The organism is Massilia sp. IC2-476 (genome assembly GCF_020707295.1).
Taxonomy (GTDB): Bacteria; Pseudomonadota; Gammaproteobacteria; order Burkholderiales; family Burkholderiaceae_D; genus Telluria.
In genome coordinates, this window is sequence record NZ_JAJFER010000002.1 from 345,849 (window position 1) to 363,239 (window position 17,391).

The 17,391-nt window shown below is 64.5% G+C and carries 15 protein-coding genes; 9 read left to right on the top strand and 6 right to left on the bottom strand.

The features are described from left to right. From LK539_RS06470 to LK539_RS06480, 3 genes are all read left to right on the top strand, one after another. Window positions 1–2,385: a glycoside hydrolase family 3 N-terminal domain-containing protein gene (locus tag LK539_RS06470; RefSeq protein WP_227800090.1), complete on the top strand. Its 2,385-nt coding sequence runs from the start codon at window positions 1–3 to the stop codon at window positions 2,383–2,385. A 61-nt stretch (window positions 2,386–2,446) separates the two neighbouring features. After that, complete coding sequence (locus LK539_RS06475) at window positions 2,447–3,238, top strand: SDR family NAD(P)-dependent oxidoreductase (RefSeq protein ID WP_227800091.1); 792 nt, start codon at window positions 2,447–2,449, stop codon at window positions 3,236–3,238. Window positions 3,239–3,272: 34 nt separating this feature from the next. After that, entirely contained in the window at window positions 3,273–4,820 is a 1,548-nt protein-coding gene (locus tag LK539_RS06480) for an alpha-N-arabinofuranosidase (protein ID WP_227800092.1), read from the top strand. Window positions 4,821–4,832: 12 nt separating this feature from the next. On the opposite strand, the gene udk is transcribed toward LK539_RS06480, so the two are convergent. Continuing rightward, window positions 4,833–5,474 carry a uridine kinase gene (udk, locus tag LK539_RS06485; RefSeq protein ID WP_227800093.1) on the bottom strand — a complete coding sequence of 214 codons (642 nt, stop codon included), beginning with the start codon at window positions 5,472–5,474 and terminating at the stop codon, window positions 4,833–4,835. A 147-nt stretch (window positions 5,475–5,621) separates the two neighbouring features. Here udk and LK539_RS06490 point away from each other — a divergent pair, with 147 nt between their 5' ends. Next, a complete protein-coding gene (locus tag LK539_RS06490; protein WP_227800094.1) occupies window positions 5,622–6,107 on the top strand; it encodes a type II secretion system protein in 486 nt (161 codons plus the stop codon). Here LK539_RS06490 and LK539_RS06495 read toward each other — a convergent pair. From LK539_RS06495 to LK539_RS06510, 4 genes are all read right to left on the bottom strand, one after another. Further along, a complete protein-coding gene (locus tag LK539_RS06495; protein WP_227800095.1) occupies window positions 6,104–7,141 on the bottom strand; it encodes a glycoside hydrolase family 43 protein in 1,038 nt (345 codons plus the stop codon). The genes LK539_RS06490 and LK539_RS06495 overlap by 4 nt on opposite strands. 24 nt (window positions 7,142–7,165) lie before the next feature. Beyond that, window positions 7,166–8,650 (bottom strand): MFS transporter, encoded by a 1,485-nt coding sequence (locus LK539_RS06500; RefSeq protein ID WP_227800096.1) that lies wholly within the window; start codon window positions 8,648–8,650, stop codon window positions 7,166–7,168. A gap of 211 nt (window positions 8,651–8,861) precedes the next feature. Further along, the gene (locus tag LK539_RS06505) at window positions 8,862–9,848 is read right to left on the bottom strand and encodes a TerC family protein (protein ID WP_227800097.1); all 987 of its coding nucleotides are present in this window, start codon (window positions 9,846–9,848) and stop codon (window positions 8,862–8,864) included. Window positions 9,849–9,880: 32 nt separating this feature from the next. Next, a complete protein-coding gene (locus tag LK539_RS06510; RefSeq protein WP_227800098.1) occupies window positions 9,881–10,309 on the bottom strand; it encodes a TerB family tellurite resistance protein in 429 nt (142 codons plus the stop codon). 101 nt (window positions 10,310–10,410) lie between these two features. Here LK539_RS06510 and LK539_RS06515 point away from each other — a divergent pair, with 101 nt between their 5' ends. Beyond that, window positions 10,411–11,313, top strand: coding sequence for a LysR family transcriptional regulator (locus LK539_RS06515; protein ID WP_227800099.1), 903 nt, complete (start codon window positions 10,411–10,413; stop codon window positions 11,311–11,313). Between the two features lie 173 nt (window positions 11,314–11,486). On the opposite strand, the gene cadR is transcribed toward LK539_RS06515, so the two are convergent. Continuing rightward, on the bottom strand, window positions 11,487–11,912 hold the full coding sequence (cadR, locus tag LK539_RS06520) for a Cd(II)/Pb(II)-responsive transcriptional regulator (protein ID WP_227800100.1): 426 nt from the start codon (window positions 11,910–11,912) through the stop codon (window positions 11,487–11,489). Window positions 11,913–12,001: 89 nt separating this feature from the next. On the opposite strand from cadR, the gene LK539_RS06525 reads away from it, so the two are divergent. The 4 genes from LK539_RS06525 to LK539_RS06540 all read left to right on the top strand — a co-directional run bounded on the left by LK539_RS06525 (window position 12,002) and on the right by LK539_RS06540 (window position 17,384). After that, entirely contained in the window at window positions 12,002–14,428 is a 2,427-nt protein-coding gene (locus LK539_RS06525) for a heavy metal translocating P-type ATPase (protein ID WP_227800558.1), read from the top strand. After that, a complete protein-coding gene (locus LK539_RS06530; protein ID WP_227800101.1) occupies window positions 14,425–14,760 on the top strand; it encodes a DUF2946 family protein in 336 nt (111 codons plus the stop codon). The genes LK539_RS06525 and LK539_RS06530 overlap by 4 nt, the downstream gene beginning before the upstream one ends. A gap of 93 nt (window positions 14,761–14,853) precedes the next feature. Further along, window positions 14,854–16,137, top strand: coding sequence for a TolC family protein (locus LK539_RS06535; RefSeq protein WP_227800102.1), 1,284 nt, complete (start codon window positions 14,854–14,856; stop codon window positions 16,135–16,137). Next, a complete protein-coding gene (locus tag LK539_RS06540; protein ID WP_227800103.1) occupies window positions 16,137–17,384 on the top strand; it encodes an efflux RND transporter periplasmic adaptor subunit in 1,248 nt (415 codons plus the stop codon). Before LK539_RS06535 ends, LK539_RS06540 begins: the two co-directional genes overlap by 1 nt. Window positions 17,385–17,391 lie beyond the last annotated feature (7 nt).

Genomic DNA, 17,391 nt, shown 5'->3' on the forward strand with positions numbered 1-17,391 from the left:
GTGGGTATCGAGCGCAGGGAGTTCCTCGCCGCGGCCGGCGCCCTGGCTGGCATGGCGGCACTGCCGTCGGCCGGCGCCGCGCCGGCGGCAGGCCAGCCGCTGTACCGGCAGGCCGGGGCGCCCGTCAGCGCTCGCGTCGAGGACCTGCTGCGCCGCATGACGCTGGACGAGAAGATCGCCCAGATGCAGTGCCTGTGGCAGAAGAAGGTGGAGGTGCAGAACGCCGACACCAGCTTCGCGCCGGAGAAAATGGCGGCGGCCTGGCCGCACGGGATGGGCATGTTGGGCCGCCCGTCGGACCGCCAGGTGGGAAAAAGCGGCGTGGCCGGCGACACCGGCCGGGTGCGGCATCGCGGCCCGCGCGAGACCGCCGACTACGTGAACGCGGTACAGAAATGGGCGGTCGAGCAGACCCGCCTCGGCATTCCGCTCCTGATGCACGAGGAAGCCCTGCACGGCTACGCGGCGCGCGAGGCCACCAGCTTCCCGCAGTCGATCGCGCTGGCGTCCAGTTTCGACCCGGCGCTGGTCACCCGCATCTTCTCCGTGGCGGCGCGCGAGATGCGGGCGCGCGGCGCCAACATCGCGCTGGCGCCGGTGGTCGACGTGGCGCGCGACCCGCGCTGGGGGCGCTTCGAGGAAACCTATGGCGAGGATCCCCACCTGTGCGGCGTCATGGGCAAGGCCGCGGTGCTGGGCTTTTCCGGCGATGCGCTGCCGCTGGCGAAGGACAAGGTGTATGCCACCCTGAAGCACATGACCGGCCACGGCCAGCCCGAAAGCGGCACCAACATCGGGCCGGCCAACCTGGGCGAGCGCTCCCTGCGCGAGGACTTCTTTCCGCCGTTCGAGAAGATCATCAGGGAGACCAGGATCGCCGCCGTCATGCCCTCGTATAACGAGATCGACGGCGTGCCCTCGCACGCCAACCGCTGGCTGCTCACCAAAGTGCTGCGCGAGGAATGGGGCTTCCAGGGCCTGACCGTGTCCGACTACATGGGGGTCAATGAACTGATCACGCGCCACAGCCTGGCGTCCACACCCAGGGAAGCCGCGCTGCGGGCGCTCAAGGCCGGCGTCGACATCGAGACGCCGGATCCGCTGGGCTACCTCAAGCTGGCCGAGCTGGTGCGCGAAGGCCAGGTCTCCGTGAAGGAGATCGATGCCGTCGTGCGCCGCATCCTGCGCTTCAAGTTCGACGCCGGCCTGTTCGAGAACCCTTACGTCGACGCGGCCCGGGCCGACGCCCTGACGGCGACCCCGGATGCGCTGGCGCTGGCGCGCGAGGCGGCAGTGAAAAGCGCGGTACTGCTGAAAAACGACAAGGGCCTGCTGCCGCTGCAGCCGAACAAGGTGGGCAGGCTCCTGCTGCTGGGCGCCCATGCCAAGGACACGCCGCTGGGCGGCTATTCGAACGAGCCGCGCCACGTGGTGTCGATCCACGAGGGCCTGCAGCGTGCCGCCGGCGAGCTCGGTTTCACGCTGGCCTATGCCGAAGGCGTGCGCCTGACCGAGGAGCGCAACCCGGGCAAGGACGAGATCCGCTTCACGCCGCCAGACGTCAACGCCCGCCTGATCGCCGAAGCGGTGGGGGCGGCCAGGTCGGCCGACACCATCGTCATGGTCCTGGGCGACAACGAGATGACGGCGCGCGAAGCCTGGGCCGACACCCACCTGGGCGACCGCAGCACGCTCGACCTGCTGGGCCAGCAGAACGACCTGGCGCGCGCCATCTTCGCGCTGAACAAACCGACCGTGGTGCTGCTGCTGAATGGCCGCCCGCTGTCGGTCAACTACCTGGCCGAGCGCGCCGAGACCCTGATGGAATGCTGGTACCTGGGCCAGGAAACCGGCCATGCGGTGGCCGACCTGCTGTTCGGCCGCGCCAACCCTGGCGGCAAGCTGCCGGTGTCGATCGCACGCGAGCCGGGCCAGCTGCCGATCCACTACAGTCGCAAGCCGAGTAGCCGGCGCGGCTACATCGACGGCAGCACGAAGCCTCTGTTCCCCTTCGGTTTCGGCCTCTCCTACACGCGCTTCGAGATCTCGGCGCCGCGGCTGGAGCGCAGCCGCATCGCGCCCGATGGCAGCACCCGCGCGCTGGTCGAGGTGCGCAATGTCGGGAAGCTGCGCGGCGACGAAGTGGTGCAGCTCTACATCCGCGACGACGTCAGTTCGGTCACCCGTCCGCTGCTGGAACTGAAGGGCTTCCAGCGCGTGAGCCTGGCGCCGGGCGAGGCGCGCGTGCTGAGCTTCGCTATCGGGCCCTCCGACCTGTGCTTCTTCAATACCGACATGAAGCGCGTCGTGGAACCGGGCACCTTCACCATTTTCGCCGGGCCGAACAGTGTCGACCTGAAGAAGACGACCCTGACGGTGGCATAAGGGGCGCAGCCTGCTGTCGGCCGGCGCCGCCGCTCAACTACAAGACAGCCAAGAGAATTCCATGCCTGAAAACAGATCACATCCATTTACCTACGCCACCTATCCGGACCTGGCGGGCAAGCGCGTCGTCATCACCGGCGGCGGGAGCGGCATCGGCAGCGAGCTGACTTCCGCCTTTGCCGGCCAGGGCGCGCAGGTCTGGTTCCTCGATATCGCCGACAGCGCTTCGCGCGAGCTGGAAGCACGCCTGGCCGGCTCCGCGCGTGCGCCGCGCTTCATGCGCTGCGACCTGACCGACCTGGAAGCGCTGGCGCGCGCCATCGCCGCCATCGAGGAACAGGCGGGCGGCATCGACATCCTGCTCAACAATGCCGCCAACGACGACCGCCACGACATCGGGAACATCACCCCGGCGTACTGGGAAAACCGGATGAACGTCAACCTGCGCCACCAGTTCTTTGCCAGCCAGGCGGTGATCCCGGGCATGAAGCAGCGCGGAGAAGGGGTGATCCTGAACTTCGGCTCGATCTCCTGGCACATCCCGCATACCCAGCTGTCCCTGTACATGACCGCCAAGGCCGCGATCGAGGGCATGACGCGTGCGCTGGCGCGCGAACTCGGCCCGCACGGCATCCGCGCCAACACCGTGGTGCCGGGCGCCGTGCGCACGCCGCGCCAGCAGGCCCTGTGGCACAACCCGGAAGAAGAGGCGCGCATCCTGTCCGGCCAGTGCCTGCCGGAGCGCGTCGAGATGGAAGACGTGGCGGCGCTGGCCCTGTTCCTGGCTTCGAACAACGGGCGCCGCTGCAGCGGTCGCGAATACTTCGTCGATGCGGGCTGGTACGGCGCATGAACACCCGGTTGCCGGCTTTTGAACAGGAGAACCCATGAAACGCTTCCGTCGTTGCATCCTCGCGCTCGGCATGCTCGCGGCCCCGGCCTGGGCCCAGCTCAGCGTGACGGTCGATACCACCCGCCCCGGCGCCGCCATCCACAAGGACGTGTACGGGCAGTTCGCGGAACACCTGGGCAGCGGCGTGTATGGCGGCATGTGGGTAGGCACCTCGTCGAAGATTCCGAATGTGCGCGGCTGGCGCAAGGATGTGATGGGCGCCCTGCGCGACCTGCACGTGCCGCTGGTGCGCTGGCCGGGCGGTTGCTTCGCCGACGAATACCATTGGCGCGAAGGCATCGGCCCGCGCGAACGGCGCCCGGTCAGGGTCAATACCAACTGGGGCGGTGTCGAAGAGTCGAATGCCGTCGGCACGCACGAGTTCTTCGACCTGGTCGAGCAGATCGGCGCCGATGCCTATGTCAACGGCAACCTCGGCAGCGGCAGCGTGCAGGAGATGTCCGAGTGGCTCGAATACATGACCTCGGACAGCAAGTCGAGCCTGGCCCAGCTGCGCCGCAAGAATGGCCGCGACAAGCCCTTCAAGCTGGCCTATTTCGCGGTCGGCAACGAAGCATGGGGCTGCGGCGGCCAGATGCGTCCCGAACACTACACGAACCTGTACCGCAACACGGCCGCCTTCCTGAAGGCGCCGCCCCATCTCAAGCCGGGGATCATCGCCAGCGGCGGCACCAGCAACGGCGAGGACACCAAATGGACCGATCTCCTCAGCAAGGATGCCCCCGAGGGAACGGTCGGCATCAGCTTCCACCACTACACCCTGCCGACCGGAGACTGGAAGCGCAAGGGTGCGGCGACCGGCTTCCCCGAAGAGGAATGGATCTCGACGCTTGCGCGTACGCTCGAGATGGAGAACTACATCAAGCGCAACGTCGCGGTCCTCGACCGTAACGACCCGCAGAAGAAAATCGGCCTGTTCGTGGACGAATGGGGCACCTGGTACGACGTCGAAGAGGGCAGCAACCCGGGCTTCCTGTACCAGCAGAACACGCTGCGCGACGCAGTGGTGGCGGCGCTGAACTTCAATCTCTTCCATGCCCACGCGGAGCGCGTGCGCATGACGAACATCGCGCAGATGGTCAACGTACTGCAGGCGATGATCCTGACCGACAAGGACCGGATGCTGCTGACCCCGACCTACCACGCGTTCCGGATGTACGTCCCGTTCCAGGGGGCGGTCTCGCTGGCGGCGACGGTCGAACGGGACCAGCCCTATGTGCTGGGCGCGAGCAGCGTCCCCGGGCTGAGCGTGTCGGCCGCCCGGGCCAGGGACGGCAAGGTGCATGTCGCGATGGTCAATCCGCATCCGCGCGAGGCGAGGCAGGTGGACCTGCAGGTGATCGGCCAGCAGGCCTCGCGCGCCGTGGGGCAGGTGCTGACCGCCGAGGCGATGGACGCCCACAATAGCTTCCGCCAGCCGCAGGCGGTGACGCCTCAGCCCTACCGCGCAAGCGCGAGCGAGGGCAAGCTGCGCCTGACGCTGCCGGCCAAGTCGGTCCTGGTGGTCGCGCTCGAGCCTTGAGGGGCGGGCGCCTCAGGGACGTTTCAGCTGGCCGATGACGCTGGCCACCTTGGTGGTGATGACGTCGACCGCCGGGCCGTTGGCGCCGTGGGGCAGGATCACGTCGGCGTGGCGCTTGGTCGGCTCGATGAACTGCTTGTGCATCGGGCGCACCGTTTCCAGGTACTGGTTGACGATGCTCTCCATCGTGCGGCCGCGCTCGGCGATGTCGCGCTGCATGCGGCGGATGAAGCGCACGTCCGGGGCGGTGTCCACGAAAATCTTCAGTGACATCATCTTGCGCAGGTCCGCGTCGTACAGGGCGAACAGGCCTTCGATCACGATCACCGGGGCCGGCTTGACGGGAATGGTCTTGCTGGAGCGGTTGTCGACCGTGAAGTCGTACTCCGGCATCTGGATCGTTTCGCCATTGCGCAGGGCCTGGACGTGCTCCACCAGCAGCGGCCAGTCGAAGGCCTGCGGATGGTCGTAGTTCTGCTTGCGGCGCACTTCGGGGGTAAGGTCGGACTGGTCGCGGTAGTAATCGTCCTGCATCACCACCGACACCATCTCGGCGCCAAACGAAGCCAGCACCTGCTGGGTCACCGTCGACTTGCCACTGCCGCTTCCGCCGGCGACGCCAATGACAAACGGTTGGAAGGAAATCTGATTCATCCCCGCATGATACCGGAGCGGCGGCCGAACCGACAGGGCGGGGTGCGCGGGAGCCACGCTTTCGCCGGCCCCGCGCTGGTTACGCAAGCGAGCGCCGCCTGCCGGATTTTCGGTTTAGGATGCGCCATCGATTGTTAACATTTTTATATGAAATCGAACCGAACCGGCGCCTGGCCACGCTCTCGAGAAGGCGGTTTCACCCTGATCGAAACGACTGCCGTCATTGCCATCATGGGCACCCTGGCCGCTGCCGCACTGCCGAGGATGGCCGGCCTGACTGGCGAAGCACGCTACGCTGCGCTCGACAATGCGCGGGGAGCGCTGGCTAGCGTTGCGACAATGGCGCATGCAAAGTTCCTGATCAACGGGCAGGCCACGCAAAGCTTCCAGGACAGCGCGGTGACCCTGGCGCACGGCTATCCAGCGGCAAGCCAGGCAACGGCAGAGGCGGCGGGATTGGGCGCGCATTATGTGGTGCTCGCCCAGGCCGGCGCGATGACGCTGGTGCCCAGGGCGATCGCCGGCACACCGAAGGCAGCCCACTGCTTCCTGATCTACGAACAGGCATCGGCCGCCAGGCCGGTGCCGCGCATCAGTCTCGGCGACGGCGCGAGCGCCGACACCTGCGCCTAGGCTTCTCCAGCTTCCCCAGTTTCTCCATAAGGCGAAATCGTCACGATATCGCCCGCTTCGTCGTAGTGCAGCTCGGTCATCTTCACGCTGCGCAGGTGGGTCACGCCTTCCGACAGGCTGCTGTCGTGGTAGAACAGGTAGCTGCGGCCTTCGAACTCGCAGATCGAGTGGTGCGTGGTCCAGCCGATCACCGGCGTCATGATCGTCCCGCGGTAGGTGAAGGGGCCGTAGGGGCTGTCGCCGACCGCATAGCAGAGCAGGTGGGTGTTGCCGGTCGAGTAAGAAAAATAGTACTTGCCCTTGTGCTTGTGCAGCCACGGCGCTTCGAAGTAGCGGCGTTCGTGGTCGCCGGCGCGCAGGGGCTCGCCATGCTCGTCGAGGATCTGCACCGCGCGCGGTGCTTCCGCGAACCCCTTCATGTCGGCCGTGAGCCGCGCCATCCGCGGCGCCAGCGCTTCCTGGTCCGGCGCCGGCTCGGTATTGGCTGGGTCGTGGACGTTGTCGCGGTAGTGCTGCAGCTGTCCGCCCCAGATCCCGCCGAAATACATGTAGAAGGCGCCGTCGCCGTCCTCGAACACGGCCGGGTCGATCGAATAGCTGCCTTCGATGGGTGTGGGCTCGGCCACAAAGGGCCCGGCGGGATGCTCGCCGACCGCGACGCCGATCTGGAAGATGCCGTCCGGCCGCTTGGCCGGGAAGTACAGGTAGTACTTGCCATCCTTGCAGGCCGCGTCCGGCGCCCACATCTGGCGCGCCGCCCACGGCACGTCCTTTACGTGCAGGGCCACGCCATGGTCGACCGCTTCGGCGCCGGGGTGCGCGAGCGAGAGCACGTGGTAGTCCTCCATCGCGAAGTGGTCGCCGTTGTCGTTGAACGGAATGCCGGCTTCGATGTCGTGCGAGGGATAGATGTAGATGCGGCCGTCGAACACGTGGGCCGACGGGTCGGCGGTATAGATGTGCTCCACCAGCGGAGCCGAGATGGCGCGCGCCTTCAGCGCCCGCACGTTTTCCTTGTCGATGATTTCGGACATGACTAGCCTGTTGTCGTTAAGGGATCAGGTTTGGGCCGAAGCGCGCCGTTCGCCGAGTTCGCGCTCGATCTGCAGCTCGACGTTCCTGCGGATGCCGTACAGGGCAAGGCTGGCCACGCCGAGCAGGAAGGGGATCGAGGCCCAGATGCTCACCGACAGCAGGATGCCGTTTGCCGTTTCGGGAGACTGGGCGGGCAGCGCGGCGTCGTAGCCGTAGTGGGACAGCAGGGCGGCGACCAGGGCGCCGCCGATGGACAGGCCGGCCTTGAGGCCAAAGATCATGGCGGAGAACAGCAGGGCGGTGGCGCGGCGGTTGTTCTTCCACTCCGAATAGTCGGCGACGTCGGCGATCATCGCCCACAGCAGGGGGATCGTGATGCCGTAGAAGAAGCCGTGCAGCAGCTGGCACAGGAACACCGGTGCGATCGAGGTGGGTGGGAAGAAGTAGAGGGCCAGCAGGAACAGTGTCGAGACCAGCAGCGCGGCGCCGAACACATCGCGCTTGCCGTAGCGGTCCGCCAGCGGCTTGGAAAAGCCGATCCCGACGATCATCATGATGATGCCGACCGCGTTGAACAGGCTGAAGCCCGAGGTGGCGGCGTCCTTCGGCCAGTGGAAGGCAGTCAGGCCAAGGCCGGCCAACAGCGCATTCAGGCCGCCGATGAAGGCGTTGAAGCCGATCCCTTCCAGGAAGGCGGCCAGCCGGGCTTCATCCAGGTAGGAGTTGAAGTAGAAGACGTACATGCCGCCCTTGAGCGCCAGCGTGACGAACACCAGGATGGTCAGCACCAGCATCACCACCCAGGGACGGTTGCCGAGCAGGTCGACGATGTCCTGGCCGATGCTGGAACGCTGCGACGGCGCCGGCACGATGCGCTCGCGGGTCGTGAAGAAGGTAACCAGGAAGAAGATGGTGCCGACGATGGCGAATACGGTCATCGTGTTCTCGAAGCCGCGCGCCTTGTCGCCGTCGCCCAGGATCAGCACCAGCGGCAGCAGCAGGACCTGGATGATGAACTGCGCCACCATCACGGCGGTGAAGCGGTAGGCCGACAGGCTGTTGCGTTCGGCCATATTGCCGGTCAGGACCCCGCTCAGCGCGGAATAGGGCAGGTTATTGGCCGAGTACACCAGCATCAGCATGATGTAGGTGAGCAGGGCGTAGATGATCTTGCCGCGCTCGCCCAGGTCGGGCGTGCTGAAGGCCAGCAGCGCGGTAAGGCCGAAAGGAATCGAGGTCCACAGGATCCAGGGGCGGAACTTGCCCCAGCGGGTGTGGGTGCGGTCGGCCAGCAGGCCCATGAGCGGGTTGAAGCAGGCGCCGACGATGCCGCCAACGAAGATGATCGAGGCCGCCGCGCTCGGCGGGACCTTGTACACGTCCGTGTAGAAGAAGGCGATGAAAGTCAGGAGGGTCTGGAAGATCAGGTTGGCGGCCAGGTCGCCCAGGCTGTAGCCAAGCTTCTCGACCACCCCCAGCCGCGAAGGCGTGGTGCTCGGATTGCTCATGGTGTCTCACTCGTCGTTGTACTTGTACGGGCATGTCCCTGCCCGGCCTGACCGGCTATCATCCTTTACCACAAAATGATTGCGCTATCATCAAGTCCAGTATGGCTGAGGCTTGTAACGGAGTCAACCCATAAGGCAAGCGGCAGAAATGCTTGGACAATAAAAAAAGGGCGCGCCGTGATGGCGCGCCCTCGTGCTTCGGCAAGGGATGTCAGCCCGCCACGGCCGGCGGGTCCTTGCGGGTCTTCCACAGCGAGTACAGGATGCCCGACGCGATGAGCAGACCCGTGATCGCCAGCGACAGCCCGGCCGGCACCTTGCCGCCGAAGACGAAGTCGCCCAGGAAGATCTTCGAGCCGATGAATACCAGCACTGCGGCCAGCGAATACTTCAGGTAGTGGAAGCGCGCCACCATCGCCGCCAGCGCAAAATACAGGGCGCGCAGGCCCAGCACCGCGAAGATGTTCGAGGTGTAGACGATGAACGGGTCACTGGTGATCGCGAAGATCGCCGGCACGCTGTCGACCGCGAACACGACGTCCGTGATCTCGACCATGCACAGCGCCAGGAACAGCGGCGTCGCCCACAGGAGCATCTTGCCGGGAGCCTTCGGGTCGGGCTGGCGCACCAGGAAGTGGTTACCGTGCAGTTCAGGCGTGACGCGCAGGTGGCGCTTCAGCCAGGACAGCACCTTGCTTTCCTTGATATCGTCGCTGCTGGTATCCACAAAAAACATTTTGATGCCGGTGAAGACCAGGAAGGCGCCGAAGAGGTACAGGGTCCAGTAATAGCTTTCCACCAGGGCCGTGCCGGCGCCGATCATGATGCCGCGCGTGACGATCACACCCACGATGCCCCAGAACAGTACCCGGTGCTGGTACAGCGGCGGGATCGCCAGGGTCGCGAAGATCAGCGAGATCACGAAGATGTTATCCAGCGACAGGCTCTTCTCGATCAGGAAACCGGTGTAGAAGTGCATGCCTTTCTCGCCGCCGAGTTCATGCCAGACCCAGAGGCCGAACAGCAGGCCGGCGCTCAGGTAGAGCGCGGACAGCTTCAGGCTTTCCTTGACCCCGATGACGTGGTCCTTCTTGTTCAGGACCCCGAGGTCGAAGGCCAGCAGGATGACGACGATCGCGAGGAACACCAGCCAGGTCCAGGCCGGTGTTCCGAGCCAGAGCGCATTGGGCATTTCCATGATGTCCTCCGTTTAGTTTGGATGGGCTGGACTCAGGTGCTCAGCGCCGCCGTGGAAAAAGAATCCTCGGCACGGTCCTGGCCGAACCAGGCGCGGGCGGCGCGCCGCACCAAAGTGGTCTCGCGGCCGTCGAGGTGGCCGTCGGCCTGGACGATGTCGACCATGGTCTTCCACAGGCAGATCTGCAGCAGCGGATCGCGGATGTCGAGCAGCAGCGCGTCCAGCAGCTTCGGATCGATCTCGACCACGCCGGCGCGGCGGTTGGACGCTGCATCGAGCAGGTCTTCGCACAATTCGCGCAGGGTGCGATCAAAGGTGTCGTCATCGACCTTGACCTGCTCGAGGAAGGGGGCGCGGTGCATGGCGTGCACTTCGGACGGACTGACATGGCCGTCGACGATCATGGACAGGGCCAGGATGCGGCTGACGGCTTCAGGACTGTTGGCGGGATAAGCGTGCATGGCAACCTCGTTGAGTGGAAAGTGGATCCACTATAGGAGCGCACAAAACTAAAGTAAAATCGATTAATCTTTAGTGATGCGTAAGTTTTATTGAGGTTTTCATGATCAACTACAAGCACCTGCATTACTTTCATGCGGTTGCCACCCAAGGCACGGTAGTGCGCGCCGCCGAGCAGCTGCACGTGACGGCGCAGGCGATCAGCATGCAGCTGCAAGTGCTGGAAGACCAGCTGGGCGAAGAGCTGTTCCAGAAGAAGGGGCGGGTGCTGGAGCTGACCGAGGCCGGCAAGACCGTGCTGCGGTATACGGAACAGATCTTCGACCTCGGCAACGAGCTGGAGCAGGCGGTGCGGCGCGGTGTGTTCAAGGGAGACGAGACGCTGCGGGTAGGCGTGTGCGACATGATCGCCAAGAACCTGGTGTTCCGCCTGCTGCAGCCGGCGCGCGACGCCGGCCTGGCGATGCGCCTGATCTGCCGCGAAGGCCGCTTCGAGGACCTGGTGGTGGATCTCACCGCGCATAAGCTCGACCTCGTCATCTCCGACCAGGGCCTGCCCACCGGCGGCGCGGTGCGCGGCCATACGCGGCTGCTCGGCTCGAGCACGCTCACCGTATTCGGCCACCCCGACCTGTGCAAAGCCTGGCCCGGGCGCTTCCCCGAGTGCCTGCGCAACGCCCCCTTCCTGCTGCCGGGCCAGGACGCCGCCATCCACAGCCAGCTGCGCAGCTGGTTCGAGACCCACGACCTTCGTCCGATCACGGTGGGAGAGTTCGACGACGGCGCGCTGCTGAAATCCTTCGCCTGCGCCGGCACCGGCTTCATGGTCGCGCCCACGGTGTTGTCAAGCAGCGTGCAGGCGGAGAACGGCCTGGTGGCAGTCGGCACCATCGACAGCATCGTCGAGCACTTCTATGCCGTGTCGGTCGAGCGCCGCGAAGGGCATCCGGCCGTACGCCGTATCCTGGATGCGGCAGGAAGCGTCTTTACGCAGGAGCCGGCCTGAAAACAAAGCGGGCCGGTCGCGTGACCGGCCCGTTGGGCAGGACAGCGGGCCCGCATGTGGAACGCACCATATCTTGCAGTGATTTCCTCCTCGTTGGTAAGTACTTTCAGGTATCTCGCAGCATTTTTCTCACAAAACTTTGCAGTTTTTCGACGATGGTGTTGCGAAGCGTGTTATCTGGCACCAAGGTTCGGGGCTTCGCAGCTCATTTCCGTGCCGAGGGCGTGCAGGATTGCACAGGTACTCGTCGTATCGGTGACCACGCAACGACCCCTGAGATCACGCAGCTGGGCTTCCAGCGCGCTCAATGCCCGGATCCGCTCGACGACGTGGCCGATGTGCTTGTCCAGCAGGTCATTGACGCCGGCGCATTCCTGCTGGGGATGGTCGCGAAGATCGAGGAGCACCCTGATTTCGTCCAAGGTCATGTCGAGTGCCCGGCAGTGCCGGATGAACGATAGCCGGTCTGCGTGTCGATTGTTGTAAGTACGGTAGTTGTTCGTTGAGCGCTCGGGCGGCATGAGAAGCCCGATGCGCTCGTAGTACCTGATCGTCTCAACCAGGCAGCCCGAGCGTTCTGCCAACTCGCCAATCTTCATTATTCAGTCCTTTCTGCACATGCGGTACTTGACCCCGTACCTGCTACAGGGTTTTAAATGCCAACTATACACAGTTTGGAAGGTAAATGATGTCGGAGTGTCAGAACAAATCCTGCTGCGGAAAACCGGCCATGATGACGTCGGCGGAACCTCCTGCGGACGCAAGTGCCGCCGCGCTTGATCTTCATATCGCCCAGATGGACTGCCCGACCGAGGAAGGACTGTTGCGCCAGGCACTGGGCCGGGTGGCAGGCGTCGAGCGTCTGGATTTCAATCTCGTCCAACGCAAACTCCGCGTGTCCCACAAGCTTGCTGACCCGGCGCCGATCATCACGGCCATTCGCGCCGTGGGAATGGAGCCGGTCCTCGAAGGCGACGCCGGCCGTGCATCAGGCTCCGCCAATTCGATCTTCAGGATCGACAACATGGACTGCCCGACCGAGGAAGCGCTGATACGCACCAAGCTGGCCGGCTTGCCCCAGGTCGAAAAACTCGAGTTCAACCTGGTGCAGAGGCGTTTGAGCGTATGGCACGATGGTCCCGCAAGCCTGGTCGAGGAGGCGTTGCGATCGATCGGCATGCAGCCAGTGGCGGTCGCAAGCGAAGCAGGCAGCCATGCCGTGCCATCGCAGTCGTCAGCACAGAAAAGGCAGTTCGCCACCCTCCTGCTCGGCTTGGCCGCGGCTGTGGGCGCCGAGATTGTTGCCTGGAGTACCGGACTCGAAGATTCACTCCCGGTGATCGCGCTGTCGGTCGCAGCCATCGCAGCGTCCGGTCTTGGCGTTTACAAGAAGGGCTGGATCGCACTCACGAACCGCAATCTCAACATCAACGCCCTAATGTCGATTGCCGTGACCGGTGCGGTACTGATTGGCCAGTGGCCGGAGGCGGCGATGGTCATGGTCTTGTTCGCCATCGCCGAGATGATCGAGGCACGTTCGCTCGACCGGGCAAGAAACGCAATCCAGAGCCTGGTTGCCCTGACGCCCGATACCGTGAGCGTGCGCCTGGACGATGGCAGCTGGACTGAACGCGAGGCGGCGGGCGTCCCGGTCGGAACTGTCGCCCGCGTCGGGCCAGGCGAGCGCATTGCGCTCGATGGTCAGGTGACAGTCGGCCAGTCCGCCGTGAACCAGGCCTCGATTACCGGCGAGAGCATCCCGGTGTCGAAATCGGTGGGTGACATGGTTTTCGCCGGCACGGTCAATGAGACCGGCTCGTTCGAATACCGGGTCACCGCCGCCCACAGCAACTCGACGCTCGCGCGTATCATTCGCGCCGTCGAGGAGGCGCAAGGCAGTCGCGCACCGACGCAGCGCTTCGTCGACAAGTTCTCGAAGGTCTATACGCCGATCGTGTTTGCGCTCGCCCTGGCAGTCGCCATTTTCCCCCCATTGCTCATGGGGGCAGCATGGATGCCATGGATCTACAAGGCGCTTGTCCTGCTCGTGATCGCTTGCCCGTGTGCGCTCGTCATCTCGACCCCGGTCACCGTCGTCAGCGGCCTTGCGGCGGCCGCACGGGCGGGCATCCTGATCAAGGGCGGCGTCTACCTCGAAGAGGGCGGCAAGCTACGCTCGCTGGCCCTCGACAAGACCGGTACGATCACGCAGGGTAAGCCCGTCGTGACCGATGTCTTCGCCTTGCAAGGTGAAGTGAACGATTCCCTGCAGCTTGCGGCCTCGCTTGCAGGACGGTCCGATCATCCGGTGTCGACTGCGGTCAGCCGCCACTGGCAAGCACAGGGGATAAACCCTCCGCTGTCGAATGTGGGCGACTTCGAGGCGCTCACCGGCAGGGGAACAAAAGGCAAGCTTGACGGCAAGTGGTACTACCTGGGCAATCACCGGCTGGTCGAAGAGCTTGGCATTTGCAATGCAGCGACGGAGCAGATGCTTGCAAGACTGGAGGCCGAAGGGAAAACGGCGGTCGTGTTGTGCGACGCGTCAGTGCCGCTCCTGGTCATTGGCGTGGCGGACACGATCCGCGAAACCAGCCGGGAGGCGATCGGCCAGCTTCACCGGCTTGGCGTACGCACTGTCATGCTTACCGGCGACAATGCCGTGACCGCAGCTGCGATCGCCCGCCAGGTCGGCATCGACGACGCTCGTGGTAACCTCCTGCCGGCGGACAAGCTCGCAGCGATTGAAGAAGAAACAGCGCGGCACAAGGTGGTCGGCATGGTCGGCGACGGCATCAATGATGCGCCGGCGCTTGCCAAGGCAAACATCGGGTTCGCGATGGGCGCTGCCGGCACCGATACCGCCATCGAGACCGCCGACGTCGCCCTGATGGACGACGACTTGCGCAAGATACCTCAATTTATTCGCCTGAGCCAACAGGTCAGGACCATCCTCAAGCAGAATATCTTCGCGGCCCTGGCCATCAAGGCGGTCTTTCTTCTGCTCGCGATTGCGGGATCGGCTACACTCTGGATGGCTGTGTTCGCAGACATGGGTGCCAGCTTGCTTGTCGTGTTCAATGGCCTGCGACTGCTGCGTAAAGCAAACCGATGAAACGTTACCTCTTGATCTTGCTGCTCTTTCTGCTGCCGCTCCAGTTCTCCTGGGCGGTTGCAGGCACGTATTGCACGCACGAGCAGGAATTGACTTCGCAGCACTTCGGTCACCATGTGCACAAACATGACAAGACTGGTGATAGCGCCAAGGAAGCGTCGCAACAGGGCAAAGCAGACCTGGACTGCGATTACTGTCACCACGCACCCACAAGCGCACTTTTCCCGGCAGCCCCTTCAATTGCCGCGCCTGATCCGACGGTTCATACGCGGTCCGATCTTCAAGGCTACGATTCCTACATCCCCGACCTGATACCCCGGCCGGACTGGTAATCCCCGACCAAGGCCGGCGGAACCGTTGATTGCACGTGCCACGAATGCGCGTGCAACGGCGACGCCGATTAGCAATCCTGTTCGGAGATACACATGAAGAAGGTAGTTCTATCGCTTGCGATAGCGGGGCTGTACTGCGCGCCTGTGCTCGCGCAAACGCAACAGCAGTCGGCTGTCGCTCCCGAAACAGCGCGGATCGCACCTGTTGCGCTGACATTGAGTGCCGCGGTAGAGCGCGCAATGCGCTTACATCCGGAGATCCGGGCCGCGATCAGCGAAGCCGCCGCCCAAGCCGGCGCGGTAAAGCAAGCAGGTGTCTTGCCCAATCCGGAGCTTGAGGTCCTGCGTGAAGGAACCGACGACCGGAATCGCAGCTCGACCGTACAGCTGAACATTCCCCTGGAACTTGGTGGGAAGCGCTCCGCGCGCATGCGTGCGGCCGAGCGCGAACAGCAGGTCGCACAACTCGACGTCAATGCCGTCCGCGCGCGCATCCGCGGTGAGACGAGCGCTGCGTTTTATGAAGTCGTCGCAGCACTCGAGCGCAGCCGCGTCGCCGGGGAACTCGCCGCAATTGCAGGACAGGCAACCGGCGCAGCAGGCAAGCGCGTTCTTGCAGGCAAGGTATCTCCCGTCGAGGAGACCCGGGCAAACGTCGCCCAGGCTGGCGTGCATATCGAGGTTGTGCAGGCCAAACGGGAACTCGACCGCGCCAAAGGCCGGCTCGCAGCACTGGTGGGCGAAGACCCACGCAGGCTCGAGATCGTGAGCCCCGGTGCAGTCGAGCTGCCACGCTTGGTGCCCCTGCCAGACTTGCTGTCGCAACTTGAGCGTGCGCCCGGCGTGCTGCGGGCGCGTGCCGCCGTCGAGCATCGCCAGGCCGTGGTCGACGTCGAGCGGGCGCGGCGTATGCCGGATGTCACGGTCGCCGTGGGCTCGAAACGTGAGGAGGGCCATCGGCAGACAGTCCTCGGCCTGTCCGTGCCCCTGCCGCTCTTCGACCGCAACCAGGGCAGCCTGCTCGAGTCGCTGCGCCGAACCGACAAGGCCAGAGACGAACTGGACGCCGAAGCGAGCCGCCTGCGCGCCGAACTCTACGATGCGCACGCCCGCCTGAGTGCAGCCCTCGAGGAGGTCGCGTTGATCTCGACGGACGTTCTCCCGGGAGCGGAAAGCGCCTACCGTGCTGCAAGTCGCGGGTTCGAGCTTGGAAAGTTCAGCTTCCTGGAAGTGCTCGACGCGCAACGCACGCTGTTCCAATCGAAAAACCAATACCTGCTGGCGGTAGCGGAGAGCTACCGGGCATCGGCCGACATCGATCGGCTCATCGGCACAATCACACCGGCGCCCGCAACCACATCAGGTCAGGAGCAATAATGAAGAAGCATCAAGTCAAGGTAATCGCCGTCATGGCCGCCCTGGCCATCGTGTTTGGCGGTGTCGTCGTTTTCAAAGGCCCAGGCAGCGCCGGGAAAGGCGAACATAGCGAGGCTGCCGAGCATGGCGACAAGGACGAGCACAAAGGCAAGGAAACTGCCAGCAAAGCGGGCGATGGCGACGAGCACGAGGAAGGCAAGCACAGCGGCGAGGTGGAAGGCGTGATCCGTTTCAGCGACGAGCAGATCAAGCTTGCGGGAATCACGATGCAGACGGCAGCCGCCGCACATCTCGACACCTTCATCCGCATGCCGGGCCAGATCGCTTTGAACGAGGACCGCACGGCCCACGTTACTGCGCGTGCGGCCGGCGCCGTCCAGGTGGTCGAGGCGACGCTTGGTCAAGCCGTAAAGAAAGGCGACGTGCTTGCGGTCATTGCCAGTGCCGAGATCGCAGACCAGCGCGGCGAACTGGCGGCGGCCGAAAAACGCGTCGCCTATGCCCGCAGCGTGTACGCATCGGAAAAGACGCTGTGGGAAGAGAAAATTTCGGCCCGCCAGGACTATCTCAAGGCGGAAAGCGAGCTGCGCGAAGCGGAGATTGGCTTGCAGATGGCGCGTCAGAAGCTGGCTGCGCTTGGGGGCCAGTCCGGAGGAGCCGGGGCCAGCAATCGCCTGCAGGTGCGTGCGCCATTCGGCGGGACGATCGTCGAAAAGCACGTCGCACTAGGGGAGGTCGTGGGCGCCGACACGCGCATCTTTACGGTATCTGACTTGTCGACCGTATGGGCCGACGTCGTCGTGCCTGCCAAGGACCTGGAGATCGTCCGTGTCGGTACCGAAGCCGTGATCCGTTCGGTTGCCTCGGATACGACTGCGCCCGGCAAAGTCAGTTTCGTCAGCAGCCTGATCGGTGAGGAATCGCGCTCAGCCAAGGCACGCGTTGTCCTGGACAACCCGAAGGCAGCCTGGCGGCCCGGCCTCTTCGTCAACGTGGACATCGTTACCGGATCCGCCGAAGTGCCTGTCGCCGTGGCGAGGGAAGCGCTACAGACTGTTGAAGGCAGACAGGTCGTTTTCAAGCGTGCGGGCGGTGGTTTCGTCGCCCAGCCTGTCTCAGTGGGCCGTTCCGATGGTCGCCTGGTCGAGATCGTCAGCGGAATGAAAGCAGGCGAACCCTATGCCGGCGCCGGCAGCTTTGCCATCAAGGCGGAGCAAGCCAAGGGCGATGCCGAGCACGAGCATTAAACAGGGA

Bases quoted from the DNA above. Each gene is read 5' to 3' on its own strand.
- LK539_RS06475 (WP_227800091.1), top strand. From the start codon at position 2,447: ATGCCTGAAAACAGATCACATCCATTTACCTACGCCACCTATCCGGAC.
- LK539_RS06480 (WP_227800092.1), top strand. From the start codon at position 3,273: ATGAAACGCTTCCGTCGTTGCATCCTCGCGCTCGGCATGCTCGCGGCC.
- udk (WP_227800093.1), bottom strand. From the start codon at position 5,474: ATGAATCAGATTTCCTTCCAACCGTTTGTCATTGGCGTCGCCGGCGGA.
- LK539_RS06490 (WP_227800094.1), top strand. From the start codon at position 5,622: ATGAAATCGAACCGAACCGGCGCCTGGCCACGCTCTCGAGAAGGCGGT.
- LK539_RS06495 (WP_227800095.1), bottom strand. From the start codon at position 7,141: ATGTCCGAAATCATCGACAAGGAAAACGTGCGGGCGCTGAAGGCGCGC.
- LK539_RS06500 (WP_227800096.1), bottom strand. From the start codon at position 8,650: ATGAGCAATCCGAGCACCACGCCTTCGCGGCTGGGGGTGGTCGAGAAG.
- LK539_RS06505 (WP_227800097.1), bottom strand. From the start codon at position 9,848: ATGGAAATGCCCAATGCGCTCTGGCTCGGAACACCGGCCTGGACCTGG.
- LK539_RS06510 (WP_227800098.1), bottom strand. From the start codon at position 10,309: ATGCACGCTTATCCCGCCAACAGTCCTGAAGCCGTCAGCCGCATCCTG.
- LK539_RS06515 (WP_227800099.1), top strand. From the start codon at position 10,411: ATGATCAACTACAAGCACCTGCATTACTTTCATGCGGTTGCCACCCAA.
- cadR (WP_227800100.1), bottom strand. From the start codon at position 11,912: ATGAAGATTGGCGAGTTGGCAGAACGCTCGGGCTGCCTGGTTGAGACG.
- LK539_RS06525 (WP_227800558.1), top strand. From the start codon at position 12,002: ATGTCGGAGTGTCAGAACAAATCCTGCTGCGGAAAACCGGCCATGATG.
- LK539_RS06530 (WP_227800101.1), top strand. From the start codon at position 14,425: ATGAAACGTTACCTCTTGATCTTGCTGCTCTTTCTGCTGCCGCTCCAG.
- LK539_RS06535 (WP_227800102.1), top strand. From the start codon at position 14,854: ATGAAGAAGGTAGTTCTATCGCTTGCGATAGCGGGGCTGTACTGCGCG.
- LK539_RS06540 (WP_227800103.1), top strand. From the start codon at position 16,137: ATGAAGAAGCATCAAGTCAAGGTAATCGCCGTCATGGCCGCCCTGGCC.